Raw genomic sequence first — 18,439 nt, 5'->3', positions numbered from 1 at the left:
TTTACCTTTTCGCTGCAAACTTATGTCTATTTATCAGCAAAGAAAATGTCAAATATTAATCTGATCATCGAGGAGCGTCCCAGAAATATAGGAAATTTCATGGTTGGACGATTGCTGCCTTTTACAGGAAAAAGGATGGTGGGCCCTTTTATTTTTATCGACCATATGGGGCCGGCAAAAATGAACGACCATCAAAATATGGATGTTCCGCCGCATCCGCATATCGGGCTTTCGACGCTTACTTATCTATTTGAGGGAAACGTGATGCATAAAGATAGCCTGGGGACTGAAATTGAAATAAAACCAGGGCAGGTGAACTGGATGACGGCTGGTGCGGGAATTGTCCATTCAGAAAGAACACCGGAATATTTGCGTCATTCGGACAAAGAACTTCATGGTCTGCAGATCTGGGTTGCGTTACCAAAAGAACTGGAACAGATGGAGCCTGAATTTTTTCATGCTTCGGAAGCTGAACTTCCTCATTGGGAAACAAATTCGGTTACTTATAAATTAATTGCCGGGTCTCTGATGGGCAGACAATCGCCAGTGCCTGTGTTTAGTCCGCTATATTTTCTGGAAATCAAAAGTAAGGATGCAGGAAGCGTTAGCATTGGAAGTGATTTATATGGTGAGGCTGGTTTGTATATCCTGGAAGGAAGCATTGAAACTGAGGGGAACGTTTACTTACCCAAACAGCTTTTGGTGGCAAAACAAACACAACTTTGCGCGTTCAATATGGCTGAAAATACGACTGTTTATATTTTTGGCGGCGAGCCATTTGCAGAGGACCGGTTCATTTATTGGAATTTTGTTGCAAGCAGTCAGGAATTGATCGATCAGGCAAAAGAAAATTGGCTCGCTCAAAATTTTAAACCGGTACCAGGTGAAACTGATTTTGTGCCGCTTCCTGCGGAACCTAACTATTTAAAAAGAAAATAATGGCAAAAGTTGAAGCAAGTATCGGGTCGGTACTTTATAAAACAGAAATAAAGTCGGCAACTAATTCCATTATTTCTGACGAACCGGTTTCGGCTGGCGGAATGGGGCTTGGATTTTCACCGGAAGAACTCCTGGCTTCGGCCCTTGCAGCGTGTACATGCGGGACACTGCGGATGTATGCCAACAGAAAGGGCTGGGTCGAATTGACTGAGATTAATGTTGCCGTTGAGTTTTCCAGAAATGTGCAATTGAATATTTCTCAAATGAGCCGCAGCATTGAATTGGTTGGTGATTTATCTGAGGAGCAAAAAGAGCGGCTTCTCACAATCGCGAATAAATGCCCCATTCATAGTGCTTTAACCCACACCATTACGATTGATACGATACTTATTTAAATATTACTTCCTCTGAGTCAGCTTGCGCTGGTCATATCCTACGTTTTATTTTTTAACTTATAGTTTTTATTCTCAATTCAACTTCAAACCGTTATGAAAAAAATCTCAATTTTAATTCTTTTGACAGTTGCTTCATTCTCTGCTTTCGCGCAAACCTGGAAAGCGGACAAAGCCCATTCGCAGCTTAAATTTGATATCACGCATCTCGGTATTTCAACCGTTTCGGGAGCATTTACAGATTTTGATGCCACAATTTATGCTTCAAAACCGGATTTCAGCGACGCTACTTTCACATTGACTGCTAAAACCGCTTCGATCAATACAGGAGTGGAAAAACGAAACGAGCACTTGAAGTCGGCCGATTTTTTTGACGCGACTGCAAACCCGGAGCTGACTTTCAAAAGCACCAGTTTTAAAAAAGTCAGTGAAAGCAAATATCAATTAATTGGTGATTTGTCGATGCACGGTGTTACAAAACCTGTCTATATGGATTTTATTTATCGTGGAACTGTCACCAATCCGGCAAGCAAAAAAGCGGTTGCCGGTTTTAGGGCAACTGGTACGATCAAGCGTTCTGATTTTGGCATTGGCCCAAAATTTGAAGCACCGATGTTGAGTGAAGAAGTTATCATTATCGCTGATGGCGAATTTGGACAATAATTAATAAATCAGAAAATCTTTTTTATGTACAATCTGAAAATTATTACCTCGACTGTTCGTCCGGGAAGAAAAGGTCCGCTCGTGGCGGCCTGGATTAAAGAAGTTGCGGCGAAACACGAGGAATTTAAAGTTGAAATTTTAGATCTCGGTGAGATTAAGTTGCCCATGATGGACGAGGCAAATCATCCAACGATGCAAAAGTATGAGCACGAACATACCAAAAAATGGAGTGCTTCCATTGAGGAGGCAGATGTTTTCATTTTTGTGACTGCGGAATATGACTATAATTATCCGGCGCCGTTGAGAAATGCTTTGGAATATTTATTCCATGAATGGGGCTACAAAGCGGCAGGCATTGTGAGTTATGGTGGTATATCAGCCGGGACCAGAGCAGCGAACAGTTTAAAGGCGGATCTGTCTACTTTTAAAATTGTTCCTGTTTATGAGGCCGTGAATTTACCATTGTTTACGCAATTCATTAATGAAGAAGGTGAATTTGTTCCCTCAGAAAGTGCTTACAAGTCTGCCGAAGGAATGCTGAAAGAACTTATACGCTGGACGAAAGGGCTTAAAATGATCAAGGAGAATAAGTAAGTAAAAATCAATATAAAATTCTGAATAAAAGATAATGGCTTGGCTTTTTTTAAGTTGGGCCATTATCTTTTTGTAGCAATTTATTTAATCAACAGCGTAATCCACTTTCTTTTTCTGGAAGCTGTAAATAAGATAAAATAATGCGGGAAGAATAAAAACACTTCCAATCAGCAATGCCAGGGCCAGTGCCTGTATGGTTTTGGGATGACCACTATGCTCTATTAACGACAAATAACCACCGTTTTTCAAAATCACAATATTGGGATAATGCCGGTAAGTTGTTGTTAAAAGTATCATGGTTACCTGAAACCCTGCCAGAATCCTGATGAAATAGGAGTTGCCTTTGTATAAAAGGTACCAGAGAAGAATTAGCGATAATGTCGCTGCCGAAATGGCGATAATGCCTACAATATTTCCAAATACCCAGTCGATCAAAGGAATTCCGTCAATGATCGCTGAGACGAAAACCAGCATGCCGCATACAACAGCTGCGATATTAAATGCCTTTGCTTTTAATTCAAACCGTTTTCGGTCAATCGCACTGTCCGTTTCTCCGATCAGAAAAACCGCTGCCAGGAAGCCGCAAATTGATACTGTAAATAACCCGACAGAAACAGAAAACCAGTGAAGCCAACTGAAAATGTAAGCGTCCATAAAGTTTTTGGACGTTGTATCAATATGCCCCGAAACCGCACTTCCGGCAATAATTCCCAGAAAAAATGGCGTGATAAAACTTGAATATGCGAAAATAGGGTTGTAGATATACTGCATATCATCTTGAACCGCATCATAATGCCGGAACGTAAAGGCTGTTCCGCGGGCTATAATTCCCAAAAGCATAATCGTTAAAGGAATATGCAAATAAACGGACATGGTGCTGTAAATGGTAGGGAAACCTACAAACAGAATTACGATAGCAATGATCAGCCACATGTGATTTGCTTCCCAGATCGGACCAATGGCTTCGTAAAGCGTTTTTCGGGTCTGGATCTTGTTGGCTTTCGAAGTAAATAATTCAATAATTCCAGCACCAAAATCTGCACCTCCCAGCAGGAGATAGAGAAGGATTGCTGTCCAGAGAAATATGATGACGACGTATAACATTTTATATTTTTGTATAAGTAAAAAATCGCGGATTCCTCCGTTCAGAAACTTCTGGTTAATGCTTGGCGCCGTCGGGCAGATCGTAGAGTTTGTCTACCATTTTGATCTGTCTGTATAACATGAAAGTTACAATCATACCCAGGGAAACATACATAGCCGTGAACATATAAAATGAATAACTGATACCAGGCATAGGGGTGACAGCGTCGGCAGTTCGCATGACATTATAGATTATCCAGGGTTGTCTGCCCACTTCCGTGACAGTCCAGCCAGCTTCAACGGCAATGAACCCGATTGGTGTGGCGGCTACAAAAAGTTTAAGCAGCCAATCGCTTTGCAGCCATTTTTTCTTTTTCCATAAGGCCAGAAAATATAATAAGGAAAGTGTCATCATCGCCATACCAAGCCCGACCATTATCTGAAAGGCATAATGCGTAATCGCAACCGGGGGCTGATTTTCTTCAGGAAATTTATCCAGGCCGGTAACCTCCGAATTGAAATCCCCATGTGCCATAAAACTTAGTAGTCCAGGAATTTTAATCCCGTACTTAACTTCCTTCGTTTCTTCATCAGGAATTCCGCCTACGACGAGACCGGCGGCTTTTTCTGTATGGAAATGTGCTTCCATCGCCGCCAGCTTTGCCGGTTGTCTTTTCGCTACATCTTTTGCTGAGATATCACCGCTCAACGGTTGGAGCACGGCGGCACCACATCCAAAGATAGCGGCGATGGTGAACGATTTTGTATGAAAATATACATTCTGCCTTCTTATGATCATCAGGGCATGGACCCCGGCCACCGCAAAACCCGTGGCTGCAAAAGCCGCAATACACATGTGGAGTGACTGCGAAAACCAGGCATCATTAAACATGGCCTTCATCGGATCCACGTTAAGATATTCGCCGTTAAAAAAATCGAAACCGGCAGGGCTGTTCATCCAGGCATTCGCCGCCACAACCAGTATTCCTGAGGCAAGTCCGCTGACCCCCACAATGACGCCGGTAACCCAGTGAAACCACTTATTAAAGCGGTCCCAGCCATATAGAAAAAAGCCAAGCGCAATAGCCTCTATAAAAAATGCGGTACCTTCAAGTGAAAACGGCATACCAAAAATCGGCCCCGCATGTTTCATGAACTCAGGCCACAAAAGTCCCAGCTCAAAAGATAACACTGTGCCTGAAACGGCGCCGGTCGCAAAGAAAATAGCGACACCTTTACTCCATGCTTTTGTTATATTTTTATAAACGATTTTATCAGTTCTGAGATAATAATAATGGGCAACGGCCATAAAAAATGGCATCACCATCCCGATGCAGGAAAAGATTATGTGAAACCCCAATGAAAGAGCCATTTGGGATCTTGCGGCAATGAAGTCATCCATATTTGAGAAATCTAGAATTCAGATAATGCACAGCAGATTTTTAAATTTGCGTTCTACATTAAACTTGATTTTGTTATATTTAATTGAGTTTGGAAAGCATAACAAATCATGCCTTTTTAACCGCCTCAAAGCTACTCAAGACTTTCCAGAACAACCACTTTATTCACAATTAAAATCGAAGAAAACACATTCAGTTTGGAGTAAGAAATGATGTACGTTACTTTTAAAGCCGGGAGTATGGAGGTTCGATGTCGTGAAATTAGGAACAAGAATATGAAATATTTATTTAGTGTGCTTTTCGTTGCCCTTGCATGTTCTACTTTTGGCCAGGTAAATTACATTTACGTCTCGCCGAATGGTAATGATGACAACACGGGCAATGTGAACAAACCGGTTCAATCAATTAAAAGAGCACTTGAATTAATTCATTCTTTTGGAGGTAAACGGGTGAGTATTCAGTTGTCTGGTGGTACCTATTATTTGCAAGAGGCTGTTAAAATTGTCAATTCTCCTGACTTTCCTTCGGAGCTTGAAATTACGGCTTCAAAAGGGCAGGAGGTATTCATAAGCGCAGGTCGACTTCTGAAAACGGACTGGCAACGATTTAAAGATGGAATATTCAAAACAACAGTGCCGGTAGAAAGTAAATTTGAGCGTTTATTTGTAAACGGGAATCTGCAAACGATGGCACGATATCCGAATATCGATTCGAGTGCAAAAGTGTTTGGGGGAACGGCAGAGGACGCCACCTACTACGTAAGGGTCCTTACCTGGGGGAATCCGGTTGGAGGTTACGTCCATGCGCTGGATGAAAGTAAAATGGGTAGCTTGCATTATAAGATTACCGGGGTAGACGATACCGATAACCTGGAACTGGAAGGTGGCTGGCAAGTCAAAAAACTGGCTCATATGTCTCAAAACGAACGATACGTAGAAAATGTGCTTGTTGAACTTGACGAGCCGGGAGAGTGGTATCTGGACAAAACGGCTCATGTTTTATATTATTATCCAACGCTCGGAACAGATCTTTCAAAAGCAAAATTTGAAGTTTCCCACCTCAAAAACAGTTTTATAGTAAATGGTAGTGAAAACAAGAAACTCAAAAACGTACATATTAGAAACTTAAAGTTTCTCCATAATGAAAGATCTTTTATGGACAGCAAAGATACATTAGCCGGCAGCGACCGTGCGTTTTTCCGGGGAGGGGCGATAATGCTGGAAAACACAGAAAATAGCACCATTGAAAATTGCCATTTTTCAGATCTCGGTGGAAATGCTGTTGTGTTTAACAACTTTAATGACCGTGGCACCGTAACTGGATGTTTCATTTCAAATATCGGCGCCAGCGGCGTTTCGATGCTTGGCAATTGCCAGGACTGTTTGATCCAGGATAATCTATTCTCAAATATTGGAACGATTGAAAAACAGGGCGTTGCTATTTATCTGAACGGTGTGAAAAAATCTGGTATTAATCAAAATACCATCATTAAAACCCCCGGTCCGGGCATAAAAATTGAAAATAGTAATGTTGCTGAAATCAAAATTATGCAGAACGAGAGCTTTAAAATATTTCAGGAAATCCGGCCAATGGCATATGACAAGAATGAAGCCACTGGCGATAATCAGCTTGAATCTAAGTCCGGCGTGCAAAAACCTCACTTAAAATCGCTAGTTCCTTCGCTAAAAGCTAATCATGAATAGTCTTTAATTTGGTTTATAAATCACTGACCTTTCTGTTGCTCTTCCTGCTTTTCTTTCAGTTTCTTCTTCACGATATCGGCCGGATATCTTAAAGCCAATTCCCTTATTTCGTAACTGAACTGAGCATAAGTTTCTTCCCAAAGTTTTGCTTCTCCCGGCAAATAGTCATAAAATCCCTTTTCGTTTGCAGTTCCCTTGCCACCAGCTTCCACAATGTCGGTAATTAATTTTGGAACTTCCTGGCTGTTGTTCAGCGTGGGTAATAAGTCTTTCATCACAGCGTGATATGCTGGCACGCCGGTAAGGTCCATCCATCGAAAAATGCCCACCATTGTCATAAAATATCCTGCATTATTTCGGCAGGACCGGTCAATATCTTCTATTGTTGCATAGCCGCCTTCAACCAAACTGATCGCTTCGCGATACATGGCGTACATCAAACGATTTGTAATAAATCCGGCAATATCTTTCCTAACCAGAATCGGCTCTTTTGCCCAATAAGAAGACAATTCGTATAAAAATTCTCCGTAAACAATATTACTATCGTCACCGCAAATTATTTCCAGAAATCGAGTGGTATGTGCTGGAATCGCCCAATGCAAGCCAAAGAAACGCTCCGGATGTTTCGTCAGTTTTTGCAAAGTACTGATTGGTATTGCAGAAGTGTTGCTCGTTAGAATGGCATCCGACGCAATGACCGCTTCAACTTTTGCAAAGACGGATTCTTTGATTTTTATGTCTTCCAGTGTGCATTCGATCACAAGTTTGCACGCGTACAGATCATTATAATTTTCAGTAATCAGCAGATTTTCCAGATAGAATTCAGGGGCATTTTGGATAATCCCATTTGCCAGCGATTTGATCAGATCTGCGGTTATTCGTTTTTTCGCATAGAGCAGATCGTTACGCTGCGGGGCTAGCGCTACCACAGGATGACCGGCTATCAGCATGCAGGTTACGATACTGGATCCCATCAGGCCAAGGCCGACGACGGCTACGGGAATTTCTCTGGTGTTCATTGAAGGTTTAGGATATTGTTGGTCGAAATTTATTTTAATATTTTAAAGTTAGGGAAGATATGAATTGAAAAAGACAGGTTAACTATTTTTGCGAAAAATTGTATTCAGTAAGAGCTCTTATACAAAAAAACACCCTGAAAATGAATTTCAGGGTGCCCTTTAAACCTTAATTGTACTATATTACTTGGACCAGCTGTCTACTTCGCTTTCAACTTCCTGGCGTGTTTTTCCTAATTTTGTTTGAAGTTTTCCAAGAAGTTCGTCCTCTTTTCCTTCTTCATATAGCAAATCATCATCTGTAAGATCTGCGTACTGTTGTTTGAATTTACCTTTCAATTCATTCCAGTTACCTTTTACTTGCTGTGTGAATGCGCTCATAGTTTTACGTGTTTAAATTATTGATGATTCCGATGCTTTCCAGATAAGCAATTGTTTAATAAGTTAAACAAATTATACCAAATTGACCGGTCCCAGTAGTTCGTTCCTCGAATTCGGTATCAATGTTATTGGCTGATCGATCAGCAGAATATTGATTATGAGCAAAATACAGATCATGGATAACACTGAAACAAGATAATTCTGTTATTGATTTGAACTATTCTTAACTGATTCATTCCACGTCAGGAGATATTTTTGTCCATCAATTTCCCTAAACCGTGTATTGGAATCATGAATTAATGCGCAAATTCTCCCCAACCCGATTATATGTTTCCCAAAAGTTTGTCAAGGCGAACGATGCTCTGCACCATAGACCGGACTGAATGATAATTAACTTTCCATGAATGGCTCATGTGCGTCCAGATAGGATCACCCTGACGGTTGAGTAGCGGAAGCCACTCGCCAACGTTGTGATGGATCATTTTATCAAAAACAAAACGATGCGTCGAATGGTATGCTTTTAAATATTTCTCATCACCATAAATCCGAACGGCGTCAAGCATACCAATAAGTACCTCTGCCTGCTGCCAGAACTCCTTCTCCCGATCATAAACCTCCCCGGCGTGAGAGCCCTCGACATATACGCCTCCAAATTCCCAGTCAATTCCGTAATCAATGGCGTGATTAAATGATTTTAAAAGCTGGGTATTGTAATTGTCGTAAGGGATTTTTGCTATGTCCAGTGCGTGCATAAGGAGCCAGGCAAACTCTACATTATGTCCGTAACTTGTGTTATCCTCTGCCGAGCTTTTAAGACCGTCCTCAGAAAATCTGTCCCATCCCCAGATGATATCAAATTTGATCTGTGGCGCAACCGACCAGTCCGCCCAGAATTGTGGTATCCCGGTACCGTAAACAGGGTGCATAATTTTGTTAATCAGCAGCTGGATAATTTCAACCAGTTTCCGCCTATGAACTTGTTTCCCGCTCGCTTCAAACAAAGTCGTAAAGGCTTCCATCAGATGCATGTGGGCATCCAGTGTCTTTCGGTCTCCACCCGCAGATCCAGGGCCTTTCAGCTCCCATGTTCTTGTAAACATTTCAAAATAACCTCCAAAATGAGTGTCTGCGCCATGAACCTGTAACAGATTAAATGTCTTTTCAGCATATTCAAGTCCAATCGGATCTCCTGTTGCGAGGGTATATTCGCTTAAACTATATATGGCAAAACTAAGGCCATAAACGATTTTCTCATCAATCTTAATATTACCCTTTCTGTCCATGAGCCAGTAGAAACCGCCATTTTCTACGTCCCACATTTTATTGATAAGAAAGTCGACCCCATGTTTTGCGATGGTTGCATAGCGGCCTTCACCATAACCGGCACGGTGCGCGGAAGAGAATGTGTAAACAGTTCTGGTTTGGGCGATAAGTGATTTTTCATCTTCCCCGGAATCATTTCCGTTATTATCAAAATGGGTAATGAATCCTCCATTTACCTTATCGACACAACGGGTTTCCCAAAAGAAAAGTAGTTCCCGGGTAAGATGATGATATGCCTCTTCGCGATACTGTGTAAGCTGCTCTTTATTCATATTCATTTAAAAGATTAAAATTATTGCTTGTGGAATGATCTGTTTTTGATATTTTCCTTCTTTTGGCCATAACATGTTGATCTGAAAATAGTACTCAGATAGGCTGCCGGATTTTCGATATATTACGCCAGCAGGTCCCTTCCGGGCTATGTCTCGGAAGATTTTATAATTATAAATATTTTTATCTGGAATATTATACTGTTTTTGAGGGATTCTGGTGTAATAAATTTAGGTATGCACTGTAAAATGTGGTTGATTCCAGATGTATACGGTCAGACGGAAATGCGTGACACGATCAGGTTGATCTTCTTGATTTGATTTTTCTACTTATAAAAACCCTGATTATTCACTATTTGAAGTGGCTAATAATTCTATCGAAAATTTTAAATTGACGAGCGATTTTAATCCAGTATTTGCAAATGCTGACGCATACTTCGTAATTCGCAGATTATATTTTAATAAAGTCGACCATGAGCAACGCCGAAATTGTAGAACTCCTAGAACTAACTGCCAAACTTCTTGAACTTCATGGAGCCGATCCATTCAAAATAAAGGGTTACGGAGTAGCCGGATTTTATTTGGATAAATATAAGGACGGGGAGCTGGCGCTTATGTCTCTGGAAGAGCTGACAAAACTCCAGGGCGTCGGGAAAAGTACTGCCGGAAAAATCCTGGAAATCGTACAACGGGGGACGTTCAGTGAACTGGAAGAACTGCTGGAGAAGACGCCTGTTGGTGTTCTGGAAATGTTCAGTATCAAGGGGATTGGTGCCAAGAAGATCTCAGTTTTGTGGCGGGAACTTGGGATTGACAATCTGCATGAGCTTGAACTTGCTTGTCAAAGTGGGAAAATTGCAAAAGTAAAGGGTTTCGGTGGAAGTACCGAGCAGAAGATATTGGAATCGCTGGCTTTTTTAAAGGATCAGGCTGGAAAATTGCGCATGGACAAGGCGCACGCGATCGCAGATCTTATTGAAGAAGAATTAAAAAAAGTATATGAACAGGTTTCAGTTGCCGGGGAGGTGAGAAGAAAAGCTGAGACAGTCGAAATTATTCGATTGCTGGTCGGCACGGTATCGCCCGCCGGTTTGCAGGAATCGATTGCAGCAATGGAATTTCTTGTAAAAAATGAAATTCACTCGTCTCCGTTTATTTGGCGGGGAAATGTTCGTGACGTTGCCGTTCAGGTTGAAATCCTGTCTGTAGACCCTGATCATTTTGTCAACGAATTATTCCTGGAAACCGCTGCTCCTGAACATTTGGGTGTTACAACCACACATGGTACTTCACTTTGGAGGCATGCAAAATATGATACGATTGAGACCGAGGCAGCAATTTATGAGCATGCAGGATTGCCATACATTGTCCCTGAAATGCGGGAAGGTTTTGGGGAATTTACATGGTCGGAAAATCATACCCCCGATCAGTTAATTACCTGGGACGATCTGAAAGGAATTTTACACAACCATAGTACCTATTCCGACGGGCAGCATACGCTGGAACAAATGGCTCTTTTTTGTCAGGAACTCGGTTTTGAATATCTGGGTATAGCGGATCACTCGCAAACGGCTTCTTACGCCAGCGGATTGAAACCGGAAGATGTGTTTCGTCAGCACGAAGAAATTGCCAGGCTCAACGAACGGTTTGCGATGAACGGGCCGGAAAAACGATTTAAAATATTAAAAGGCATCGAATCGGATATTCTGGGAGATGGTTCTCTGGATTATTCGGACGAAATTTTGTCAAGTTTTGATTACGTGGTCGCCTCGGTTCATAGTAATCTTACTATGACTTCTGAAAAAGCCACAGCGCGTCTTTTGAAGGCGATTCAAAATCCATATACCACGATTCTGGGGCATCCGACGGGACGCCTGTTATTATCCAGAGAAGGTTACCCGATCGATCATAAATTAATTATTGACGCTTGTGCGGATCATAAGGTTGTGATTGAAATAAATGCGTCTCCGTGGCGTCTTGACCTGGACTGGCGCTGGATTTCCTATTGCATGGAGAAAGGTGTGTTGCTGAGTATCAATCCCGACGCGCACAAAAAAGAGGGATATTATGATATGCATTATGGCGTAGCGGTTGCCAGGAAGGGCGGCCTTACAAAAAACATGACATTTAATGCCTTCACCTTAACTGAGATTGAGGAATATTTGAAGATGAGAAAAGGGTAGGTGCGTTAAATTTTGGTTGCATATTGCCTGGAATAGATGTGTAGGAGCAGCAGCGTTTTATTTTAATATCTTTTTAAATAAAATACTGACTGCTCCAAACCATAATCATAGAGGAAGGTTTTACTTCAATAACTTTGTCAGAGGGGCATCCTTGATCATCCTTTTCTCAGGGATCAGATTATCTTTGAACGGTTCGCTAATGAAAGATTTTACTGATTTCGTTGCCGCAAGTCTGGTTCCGGTAGGGGCGGGGATTCCCATGACATCAAGCGCCTTTCTCAGCAGCGTTTCGTTTTCATCTCCGAAAGATTTATAAGGAATCACAGAATCTTCGATCTCATAGGTCGGCGCCATTCCGTTGACGGTCCCATAGTCAGATTCATTATTAACATTGGCCGTCTGGCCCAACATCACATACATACCCCATTTCCACCGGTTTTTATCGTCGCTGATCAGTGAGCCGAATAGGTTTTTGCCGTACGTGTGTTCTCCGATCGTTATGACGTCCATATAAGGTCGTAAGCCATTGATAACCAGTTCGCTTGCCGAGGCGGTGCCATTCGAAGTGAGAACAAAAACACGGCTTAGGTTAGATCCTATATTATTTCCCTCGTCCTGAAAATTATAATTCAGCGCATTTACTCCATATTTGCTTTGCCAGTAAGCGATGTATTTATCATTCCATTGCTCTTTATAAAAAACTTTCGAGCTTGAAATATTCTTACCAATAAGCGAAGCTAGTGTTTCAGCAGAACTGATATATCCGCCCGGATTGAACCTCAGATCGAGCACCAATTCATTTACGCCCTGGCTCTTAAAATTGGCAAAAACCTGTCTTAATTCGTTGTCATATTTCGTTGCCTCAGCAGTTGTGCCCGGGACAAATTGTGTATAAACAAGATAACCGATCGTTTTGCCAAAAGCGCTTTTGGAGATCACACTTGAAAACAGGACCGGATCTTCGCTTATTTCCGCTTTTGTTAATGTAACTGTTTTTGAATTATCAGCCGTTAAAGTTGCTCCATTCAGCACGCCGAGTGTAAAAGTTGCAGTCTCACTGTTTCCAAACAGGGAGGTATAGTTGCTCGCAGTGAGTTGCGTGCCGCCAACTTTCATAATGATATCGCCGCGCTTCAAGCCAGCCGCTTCCGCAGGACTTCCTTTTACGACATAACTTAGAAATGCTGCTATGTTAGATTTAGTATCATCAGTATATGAAAGTGTGTAGTTAATGCCGAAAATTTTACTTACACCGTTAAATTCATTCGTTAATTGGTCAATGTCGTCGGTTACCATAGAAAACCGATCCGTTGTGGTTCTTTGATAAATTAGTTTTTCGAAATATTCATTTGGATTAAGGTCACTGCCAAGGCTATTCTCCGCAGGCATATTTTTGTACCAAAAGTATGCGTCATTCATTACTTCGTAGATCCAGCTATTAATAGCCTGGTAATCCGAACTGTCGGTGGTTTCAGTAGTTGGCTCGACATTGTTGTCTTTACAGCCAGCCATGGAGATTGCTGCGATAATGAACCCAATTCGGCTGAACCTTTTAAAATTTAACATGTTTAGTCAGATTAAAATTGAGTAGCTTCTATATTTACTAGAATACTGCTTGATATTTCTTATTGTGCACATATCATATTACGTGAGAATAAATTTAAGTGTGGCGAGCAGCCAAGATTTAATTTCCGTCGACGTTGGCGATTTTCCTTTTTTCTATTTGAAGAAAAAGTGAAGTTGGTGCTGAGAAAATTTTAATTAGAAAACACTTAAAGCGAGTTTCAGAAGCCATTTGGTAGATCGTGCAGTAAGCCAATCAGCAATACCTGGTGGCTGGCTAGGCTAAGGTGCAGGGCTGGAAATTGGCAAGACAGATAACGATTGAAAATAAGAACCCCGATACAAAAAAATAAGAACTCCGGATCTCCAAAGTTCTTATAAGTAACATTTCTACCTAATTCATTTTGAGATGAATTAGCTGCAAAACTATCACATTTGTTATAAAAGTGATAAGGAATTGACAAGAATCTTGAAGTAGAAGAACGATTTTCTTTCTGGGTTTACAATTATTGCAATTAACTTATCCATCTCCGGTTTGTATACAAATAGGACCGTTTCGTATAATTTTTCAAAATTTGAAAGTTTCACCTTTGTGCTGTTATAAATCATTAAACAGACGACTGAAATGAGCAGTATTAAGAAAGTAAAACTAGGGAACCAGGGATTTGAAGTTCCGATGGAAGGACTTGGCTGCATGGGAATGACAACAATTGCCGGTCAGGATATTTATGGCTTAGCTGATGAAAAGGAATCCATTGCAACCATTCATCGCGCACTGGAATTAGGTGTGAATTTTCTGGACACCGCCGATTTGTACGGCCCTTTATTAAATGAGCGTTTGGTAAGCAAAGCTTTGGAAGGCAACCGGGATAAATACCTTCTGGCAACAAAATTTGGTTATGAGGTTGGTGATGATGAACAGCTTACCTGGCGCATCAATGGCCGGCCTGACTATGTTAAAAAAGCGATTGACCGTTCATTGAAAAATCTGAAAACGGACTATATCGATCTTTACTATCTGCATCGTGTTGATCCTGAAACGCCGATCGAAGAAACGGTTGGAGCGATGGCTGAACTCGTGCAGTCTGGAAAAGTAAGGTACATCGGGTTGTCAGAGGTTTCCGCTCAGACGCTTCGAAAAGCAAATCTGATACATCCGATCACAGCAGTCCAGACGGAGTATTCGCTTTTTGAAAGGACCGTTGAGACAAATGGCTTGTTTGAGGCTGTGAATGAGCTGGGCGTCGGTTTTGTATCCTACTCGCCACTGGGCCGTGGCTTCCTGACGGGAGATATTAAAACCCCTGATGATTTTGCTCCTAACGATTTCAGGCGGTCAATTCCGCGATTCCAGGGAGATAATTTTTATAAAAATCTGGATTTGGTGAAAGAAATCAAAATACTTGCGGACGCGAAAAATATCACTCCATCACAATTGGCGATTGCCTGGACGCTGGCAAAAGGTACCGTCCCAATTCCGGGTACAAAACGTGTGAAATATCTGGAAGACAATATTGCTGCGACTGATATTGTTTTCACGGCAGAGGAACTTTCACATCTGGATTCTATTGTTCCGGCTGGTATTACGGCAGGTGACCGCTACGATGAAACTTCGATGAGTGGTGTGAACTTATAACTGAATTTAACATAACGGCAGGAAAGCATTAACTTTAAAGTATGCTTTCCTGTTTTGAAAAATATACAATGAAAAAATCGTCAACCGATCCGATCATCTTAAATTCTCTCTCTGAATATCATAAACTGGTCGGTTTGCCGAAGCCGGAACATCCGCTGATCAGTGTTATCGAGGTTAAATGCAGTCCTAACATGCCCGATCTTCCCGATGACAAACTGATTATGAATTTTTACAATATATTCTTGAAAAGAAATGTCAGCAATGCGATGTTTTATGGGCAGAAGTATTTTGATTTCAGCGACGGAATCATGGGGTTCTCTCTGCCAAAACAGGTTTTCACGCTCAACAAGGGAGCTGATTTTTCAAAAATTTCAGGCTGGATGATTTTGATACATCCGGATTTTTTAAGGAAGTATGAACTGTCAAGACGTATCGGAGCGTATGGTTTTTTCTCTTATGATGTAAATGAAGCCCTTCATCTTTCTGAAAAAGAAGAGCGGATTATTGAGCGCATTATGCTGGACATTCGAACGGAATATCAACAGCCCATCGACGCGTTCAGTCAGGATGTAATTATTTCTCATCTTGAAGTCCTGCTGAATTATTCGAACAGGTTTTATAATCGGCAGTTTATCACCCGAAACGGTTCAGAGGAGGATCTGATCGTCCGGTTTGAGGGATTGATCAAGGATATTTTTCAGCAGGAATCCGTTAGCCGGATCCCGGCCGTCAATGAAATTGCGGAGCAACTTAACGTTTCTTCTCATTATTTGAGCGATATGCTTCGTTCTCTGACGGGTATGAGCGCACAGCAGCATATCCATAACTTGTTGATTGAAAAGGCTAAGGAGATATTACTGACCACTAATCTTACGATCAACGAAACTGCTTTTAAACTCGGATTTGAATATCCGCAGTATTTTAATCGTCTGTTCAAAAATAAAACCGGCTCTACTCCGGCGATGTTTAGAAAGGCAATGCCGAGTAATTGATGAAATTTTTGGATCTGCCTGGCTAAGATCTTACCCAAGAATTTTTCGAATTATTACGATAATCAGATTAATAACCACACTGACAATAATCATAGTAGTGATTGGAAAGAAAAATTTGAAGTTATCTTTTTCAACCCGAATATCGCCTGGCAACCTACCGAGCCAGTTCAGTTTATCTCCTATAAAATAAACTGTTGCTCCAAAAATCATTAGAACGAGTCCTGCGATGATGATGTATTTGCCTGTCTGCTGCGACATGTTTTATAATTGCTCGTAATCAATTTCCAAAAAGTCCTGTACATCTTTCACCCAAAAGTTTTGAATAAAGGCATCATGTTTTTCATGGCGGGAATATTCGTCATACGTAGCCTGATCAGAAAATTCCATTGTCAGGCCATACTCGAACTTATTTTTCGGGCTGACCTGCCTCAAACATTTAAAATTCCGGACGCTGGGTATCGAATCCAACGCCCTTGCTGCATTTAAAAATAAAGTTTCTTCGGACGAACCTTGTGGATGTTTAAGTTTAAAAATTACGGAATGCTGAATCATGATCGATATTTCAAAAGTTTTAATTAGAGTTTATTAACAAGAAAGAGATCTTTGTCCGAAAATTAAAGAAAAAGGCCGTTACCTTGAATAAAGATAACGGCCCTCGTTCAATTCAGAATAATTATTTAGCCGGAGTAATAATAATATTTCTATACTCAACCGGGCCATGGTCTCCCTGAATGTAAAGTGGACCAGGTTCGCCTTCATTACTATCCAGCGCGCCTCCAGTGATACCCGGAATTTCCTGATTGGTGATAACCGTTTTACCATTAACAACAAGCGTTAACATTCTGCCAATCAATGTGATATCAAAAGATTGCCATTCTCCCGGCTCCTTTGCCATCATTTCGCTTGGGCTGATAAAACCGTAAACTGCACCAAGCTGATCAACAGCGGGTTCAAGTCCTTTGCCATCGGTAACCTGCATTTCATAACGACCGCGCAGATATACTCCGCTATTGCTTCCCTTTGGGATGCGGAATTCTGCATGAAGTTTGAAGTCGTTAAATTTTTCATCAGTAATCAAATTTGCACCCGATTTGTCACTTTTTAGCACACCATTTTCAGATACCCATTGATTTGTGCCCATGGCATGCCAGCCTTTGATCGTGTTTCCGTCAGTCAATTTTATTGCTTTTCCCCAGACAGGAGGCGTTGTCCTTTTAAGTGAAGGAGCACGAACGCCTGTCCAGGTATAGGTTTTTCCCTCGGGTGTCGTAAGCGATCCGCTAATTTTCTCTCCCTGTAAAGTACCTTCCACAGACAGATCCTTATCTCCTTTTTCCCACTGCGGAGGAATTGAAAAATTGAACTTTGAATCTTTGAAGTGAACTTCTGAAATCGGACGTGCACTTCCTGAAAACGAAACAAACTGGCCTATCAACGTATGATTGCCTGAATGCCTTACTTCCAGCCAGGAAGGAGAGGGCTTACCCGCCACATCAACCGTTATATCCCATCGGCCTTCCAGGGGTGAGGCGAGGGGTTTGGCGTTGGCGTTGAAATGGCAAACGGCTAATAATAGTGTCGCAGCTGCCAGTAGCAAGCGGCGGGAGAATTGGTGTAGTTTGGTTTGGAATAATCTGTTCATATAATTTTTATATTGAAAGGCATGAAATTACTTATAAAAATTAAATAAACGATTGACTTCCTGTTGAAATCAGCCTCCACCCACTTTCGCCTGTTCCGGTAGTTCATTATATCCGCCGGATCTGTCACTCATTCCTTCATCGCTTTTCAGATTATCACGATTATTTTTCTCGGATCCTTCCAGATGTGATTTTAAACTTTTCAATGCATTTTTCCAGGCGTCCTGATGTGCGTTGATAATGTCATCATCTTCCAGCTCTTCTTGCCTGACATGCAGCAGACTTCCATCTTCGGCAGTTTCAAAACGAATCGTCAACTTGTAGGATTCCGGGGGAATATCACCTTTAAATTCCCAGTTCCAGGTATACACCAGTTTTTCATTCGGTTTTACCTCTTCGTAATTTCCCTTGACATGGTAGTCCCCGCTTTTAAAATCGTACGATACAATACCACCCTCATTGAGCTCATTCTTGACCGCTTCAAGCGAGTCGCCCATAGGGTTCCACCATTTTTTCAGATGCTCAGTCTCAGTCCACGCTTGATATAGCGTTTCAACGGGAACGGAGAATTGCTCACTTAATTCGATGATACCTGATTTTTTTTGATCTGTCATAATATATCAATTTAGCTGCACAAGATAAAATTTACTTAGTGTCAATAT

The 18,439-nt window shown here is 41.4% G+C and carries 18 protein-coding genes; 8 read left to right on the top strand and 10 right to left on the bottom strand.

The window, feature by feature from the left end; all coding sequences use genetic code 11:
• Positions 1-45: 45 nt before the first annotated feature.
• The 4 genes from AC1XUO_RS25895 (at position 46) to AC1XUO_RS25880 (ending at position 2,588) form a co-directional block, all read left to right on the top strand.
• Positions 46-939: a pirin family protein gene (locus tag AC1XUO_RS25895; RefSeq protein WP_483332739.1), complete on the top strand. Its 894-nt coding sequence runs from the start codon at positions 46-48 to the stop codon at positions 937-939.
• Positions 939-1,334, top strand: a complete 396-nt coding sequence (locus tag AC1XUO_RS25890) for an OsmC family protein (protein ID WP_483332738.1) — start codon at positions 939-941, stop codon at positions 1,332-1,334. The genes AC1XUO_RS25895 and AC1XUO_RS25890 overlap by 1 nt, the downstream gene beginning before the upstream one ends.
• A gap of 93 nt (positions 1,335-1,427) precedes the next feature.
• Positions 1,428-1,994: a YceI family protein gene (locus tag AC1XUO_RS25885; protein WP_483332737.1), complete on the top strand. Its 567-nt coding sequence runs from the start codon at positions 1,428-1,430 to the stop codon at positions 1,992-1,994.
• A gap of 24 nt (positions 1,995-2,018) precedes the next feature.
• Complete coding sequence (locus AC1XUO_RS25880) at positions 2,019-2,588, top strand: NADPH-dependent FMN reductase (protein WP_483332736.1); 570 nt, start codon at positions 2,019-2,021, stop codon at positions 2,586-2,588.
• An 84-nt stretch (positions 2,589-2,672) separates the two neighbouring features.
• On the opposite strand, the gene AC1XUO_RS25875 is transcribed toward AC1XUO_RS25880, so the two are convergent.
• Entirely contained in the window at positions 2,673-3,692 is a 1,020-nt protein-coding gene (locus tag AC1XUO_RS25875; RefSeq protein ID WP_483332735.1) for a cytochrome d ubiquinol oxidase subunit II, read from the bottom strand.
• A gap of 55 nt (positions 3,693-3,747) precedes the next feature.
• Positions 3,748-5,073 carry a cytochrome ubiquinol oxidase subunit I gene (locus AC1XUO_RS25870; RefSeq protein ID WP_483332734.1) on the bottom strand — a complete coding sequence of 442 codons (1,326 nt, stop codon included), beginning with the start codon at positions 5,071-5,073 and terminating at the stop codon, positions 3,748-3,750.
• 273 nt (positions 5,074-5,346) lie between these two features.
• On the opposite strand from AC1XUO_RS25870, the gene AC1XUO_RS25865 reads away from it, so the two are divergent.
• On the top strand, positions 5,347-6,774 hold the full coding sequence (locus AC1XUO_RS25865) for a right-handed parallel beta-helix repeat-containing protein (protein WP_483332733.1): 1,428 nt from the start codon (positions 5,347-5,349) through the stop codon (positions 6,772-6,774).
• A gap of 20 nt (positions 6,775-6,794) precedes the next feature.
• Here the strand turns inward: AC1XUO_RS25865 and AC1XUO_RS25860 are convergent, their stop codons facing one another.
• The 3 genes from AC1XUO_RS25860 to AC1XUO_RS25850 all read right to left on the bottom strand — a co-directional run bounded on the left by AC1XUO_RS25860 (position 6,795) and on the right by AC1XUO_RS25850 (position 9,766).
• Positions 6,795-7,793, bottom strand: a complete 999-nt coding sequence (locus tag AC1XUO_RS25860; protein WP_483332732.1) for a 3-hydroxyacyl-CoA dehydrogenase family protein — start codon at positions 7,791-7,793, stop codon at positions 6,795-6,797.
• 180 nt (positions 7,794-7,973) lie between these two features.
• The gene (locus AC1XUO_RS25855; protein ID WP_090338661.1) at positions 7,974-8,171 is read right to left on the bottom strand and encodes a CsbD family protein; all 198 of its coding nucleotides are present in this window, start codon (positions 8,169-8,171) and stop codon (positions 7,974-7,976) included.
• 323 nt (positions 8,172-8,494) lie between these two features.
• Positions 8,495-9,766 (bottom strand): AGE family epimerase/isomerase, encoded by a 1,272-nt coding sequence (locus AC1XUO_RS25850; RefSeq protein WP_483332755.1) that lies wholly within the window; start codon positions 9,764-9,766, stop codon positions 8,495-8,497.
• A 470-nt stretch (positions 9,767-10,236) separates the two neighbouring features.
• On the opposite strand from AC1XUO_RS25850, the gene AC1XUO_RS25845 reads away from it, so the two are divergent.
• The gene (locus AC1XUO_RS25845) at positions 10,237-11,946 is read left to right on the top strand and encodes a helix-hairpin-helix domain-containing protein (RefSeq protein ID WP_483332731.1); all 1,710 of its coding nucleotides are present in this window, start codon (positions 10,237-10,239) and stop codon (positions 11,944-11,946) included.
• A 120-nt stretch (positions 11,947-12,066) separates the two neighbouring features.
• On the opposite strand, the gene AC1XUO_RS25840 is transcribed toward AC1XUO_RS25845, so the two are convergent.
• The gene (locus tag AC1XUO_RS25840) at positions 12,067-13,512 is read right to left on the bottom strand and encodes a S41 family peptidase (RefSeq protein WP_483332730.1); all 1,446 of its coding nucleotides are present in this window, start codon (positions 13,510-13,512) and stop codon (positions 12,067-12,069) included.
• A gap of 622 nt (positions 13,513-14,134) precedes the next feature.
• Between AC1XUO_RS25840 and AC1XUO_RS25835 the strand changes: the two genes are divergently transcribed.
• Together AC1XUO_RS25835 and AC1XUO_RS25830 are read left to right on the top strand one after the other, a co-directional pair.
• Entirely contained in the window at positions 14,135-15,145 is a 1,011-nt protein-coding gene (locus tag AC1XUO_RS25835) for an aldo/keto reductase (RefSeq protein ID WP_483332729.1), read from the top strand.
• Between the two features lie 68 nt (positions 15,146-15,213).
• Positions 15,214-16,137, top strand: a complete 924-nt coding sequence (locus tag AC1XUO_RS25830) for a helix-turn-helix domain-containing protein (RefSeq protein ID WP_483332728.1) — start codon at positions 15,214-15,216, stop codon at positions 16,135-16,137.
• A 30-nt stretch (positions 16,138-16,167) separates the two neighbouring features.
• Here the strand turns inward: AC1XUO_RS25830 and AC1XUO_RS25825 are convergent, their stop codons facing one another.
• The 4 genes from AC1XUO_RS25825 to AC1XUO_RS25810 form a co-directional block, all read right to left on the bottom strand.
• Entirely contained in the window at positions 16,168-16,395 is a 228-nt protein-coding gene (locus tag AC1XUO_RS25825) for a DUF2905 domain-containing protein (protein WP_483332727.1), read from the bottom strand.
• Between the two features lie 3 nt (positions 16,396-16,398).
• The gene (locus AC1XUO_RS25820; RefSeq protein WP_483332726.1) at positions 16,399-16,689 is read right to left on the bottom strand and encodes a Dabb family protein; all 291 of its coding nucleotides are present in this window, start codon (positions 16,687-16,689) and stop codon (positions 16,399-16,401) included.
• 121 nt (positions 16,690-16,810) lie between these two features.
• A complete protein-coding gene (locus AC1XUO_RS25815; RefSeq protein ID WP_483332725.1) occupies positions 16,811-17,779 on the bottom strand; it encodes a 3-keto-disaccharide hydrolase in 969 nt (322 codons plus the stop codon).
• Positions 17,780-17,848: 69 nt separating this feature from the next.
• Complete coding sequence (locus AC1XUO_RS25810) at positions 17,849-18,391, bottom strand: SRPBCC family protein (protein ID WP_483332724.1); 543 nt, start codon at positions 18,389-18,391, stop codon at positions 17,849-17,851.
• Between the last annotated feature and the right edge of the window lie 48 nt (positions 18,392-18,439).

It is taken from the genome of Dyadobacter sp. HNCC25DJ186, assembly GCF_056895235.1.
The sequence above is the reverse complement of the archived record's forward strand: the minus strand, read 5'-3'. Positions and strand labels throughout refer to the sequence as shown.

Bases quoted from the DNA above. Each gene is read 5' to 3' on its own strand.
- AC1XUO_RS25895 (WP_483332739.1), top strand. From the start codon at position 46: ATGTCAAATATTAATCTGATCATCGAGGAGCGTCCCAGAAATATAGGA.
- AC1XUO_RS25890 (WP_483332738.1), top strand. From the start codon at position 939: ATGGCAAAAGTTGAAGCAAGTATCGGGTCGGTACTTTATAAAACAGAA.
- AC1XUO_RS25885 (WP_483332737.1), top strand. From the start codon at position 1,428: ATGAAAAAAATCTCAATTTTAATTCTTTTGACAGTTGCTTCATTCTCT.
- AC1XUO_RS25880 (WP_483332736.1), top strand. From the start codon at position 2,019: ATGTACAATCTGAAAATTATTACCTCGACTGTTCGTCCGGGAAGAAAA.
- AC1XUO_RS25875 (WP_483332735.1), bottom strand. From the start codon at position 3,692: ATGTTATACGTCGTCATCATATTTCTCTGGACAGCAATCCTTCTCTAT.
- AC1XUO_RS25870 (WP_483332734.1), bottom strand. From the start codon at position 5,073: ATGGATGACTTCATTGCCGCAAGATCCCAAATGGCTCTTTCATTGGGG.
- AC1XUO_RS25865 (WP_483332733.1), top strand. From the start codon at position 5,347: ATGAAATATTTATTTAGTGTGCTTTTCGTTGCCCTTGCATGTTCTACT.
- AC1XUO_RS25860 (WP_483332732.1), bottom strand. From the start codon at position 7,793: ATGAACACCAGAGAAATTCCCGTAGCCGTCGTCGGCCTTGGCCTGATG.
- AC1XUO_RS25855 (WP_090338661.1), bottom strand. From the start codon at position 8,171: ATGAGCGCATTCACACAGCAAGTAAAAGGTAACTGGAATGAATTGAAA.
- AC1XUO_RS25850 (WP_483332755.1), bottom strand. From the start codon at position 9,766: ATGAATAAAGAGCAGCTTACACAGTATCGCGAAGAGGCATATCATCAT.
- AC1XUO_RS25845 (WP_483332731.1), top strand. From the start codon at position 10,237: ATGAGCAACGCCGAAATTGTAGAACTCCTAGAACTAACTGCCAAACTT.
- AC1XUO_RS25840 (WP_483332730.1), bottom strand. From the start codon at position 13,512: ATGTTAAATTTTAAAAGGTTCAGCCGAATTGGGTTCATTATCGCAGCA.
- AC1XUO_RS25835 (WP_483332729.1), top strand. From the start codon at position 14,135: ATGAGCAGTATTAAGAAAGTAAAACTAGGGAACCAGGGATTTGAAGTT.
- AC1XUO_RS25830 (WP_483332728.1), top strand. From the start codon at position 15,214: ATGAAAAAATCGTCAACCGATCCGATCATCTTAAATTCTCTCTCTGAA.
- AC1XUO_RS25825 (WP_483332727.1), bottom strand. From the start codon at position 16,395: ATGTCGCAGCAGACAGGCAAATACATCATCATCGCAGGACTCGTTCTA.
- AC1XUO_RS25820 (WP_483332726.1), bottom strand. From the start codon at position 16,689: ATGATTCAGCATTCCGTAATTTTTAAACTTAAACATCCACAAGGTTCG.
- AC1XUO_RS25815 (WP_483332725.1), bottom strand. From the start codon at position 17,779: ATGAACAGATTATTCCAAACCAAACTACACCAATTCTCCCGCCGCTTG.
- AC1XUO_RS25810 (WP_483332724.1), bottom strand. From the start codon at position 18,391: ATGACAGATCAAAAAAAATCAGGTATCATCGAATTAAGTGAGCAATTC.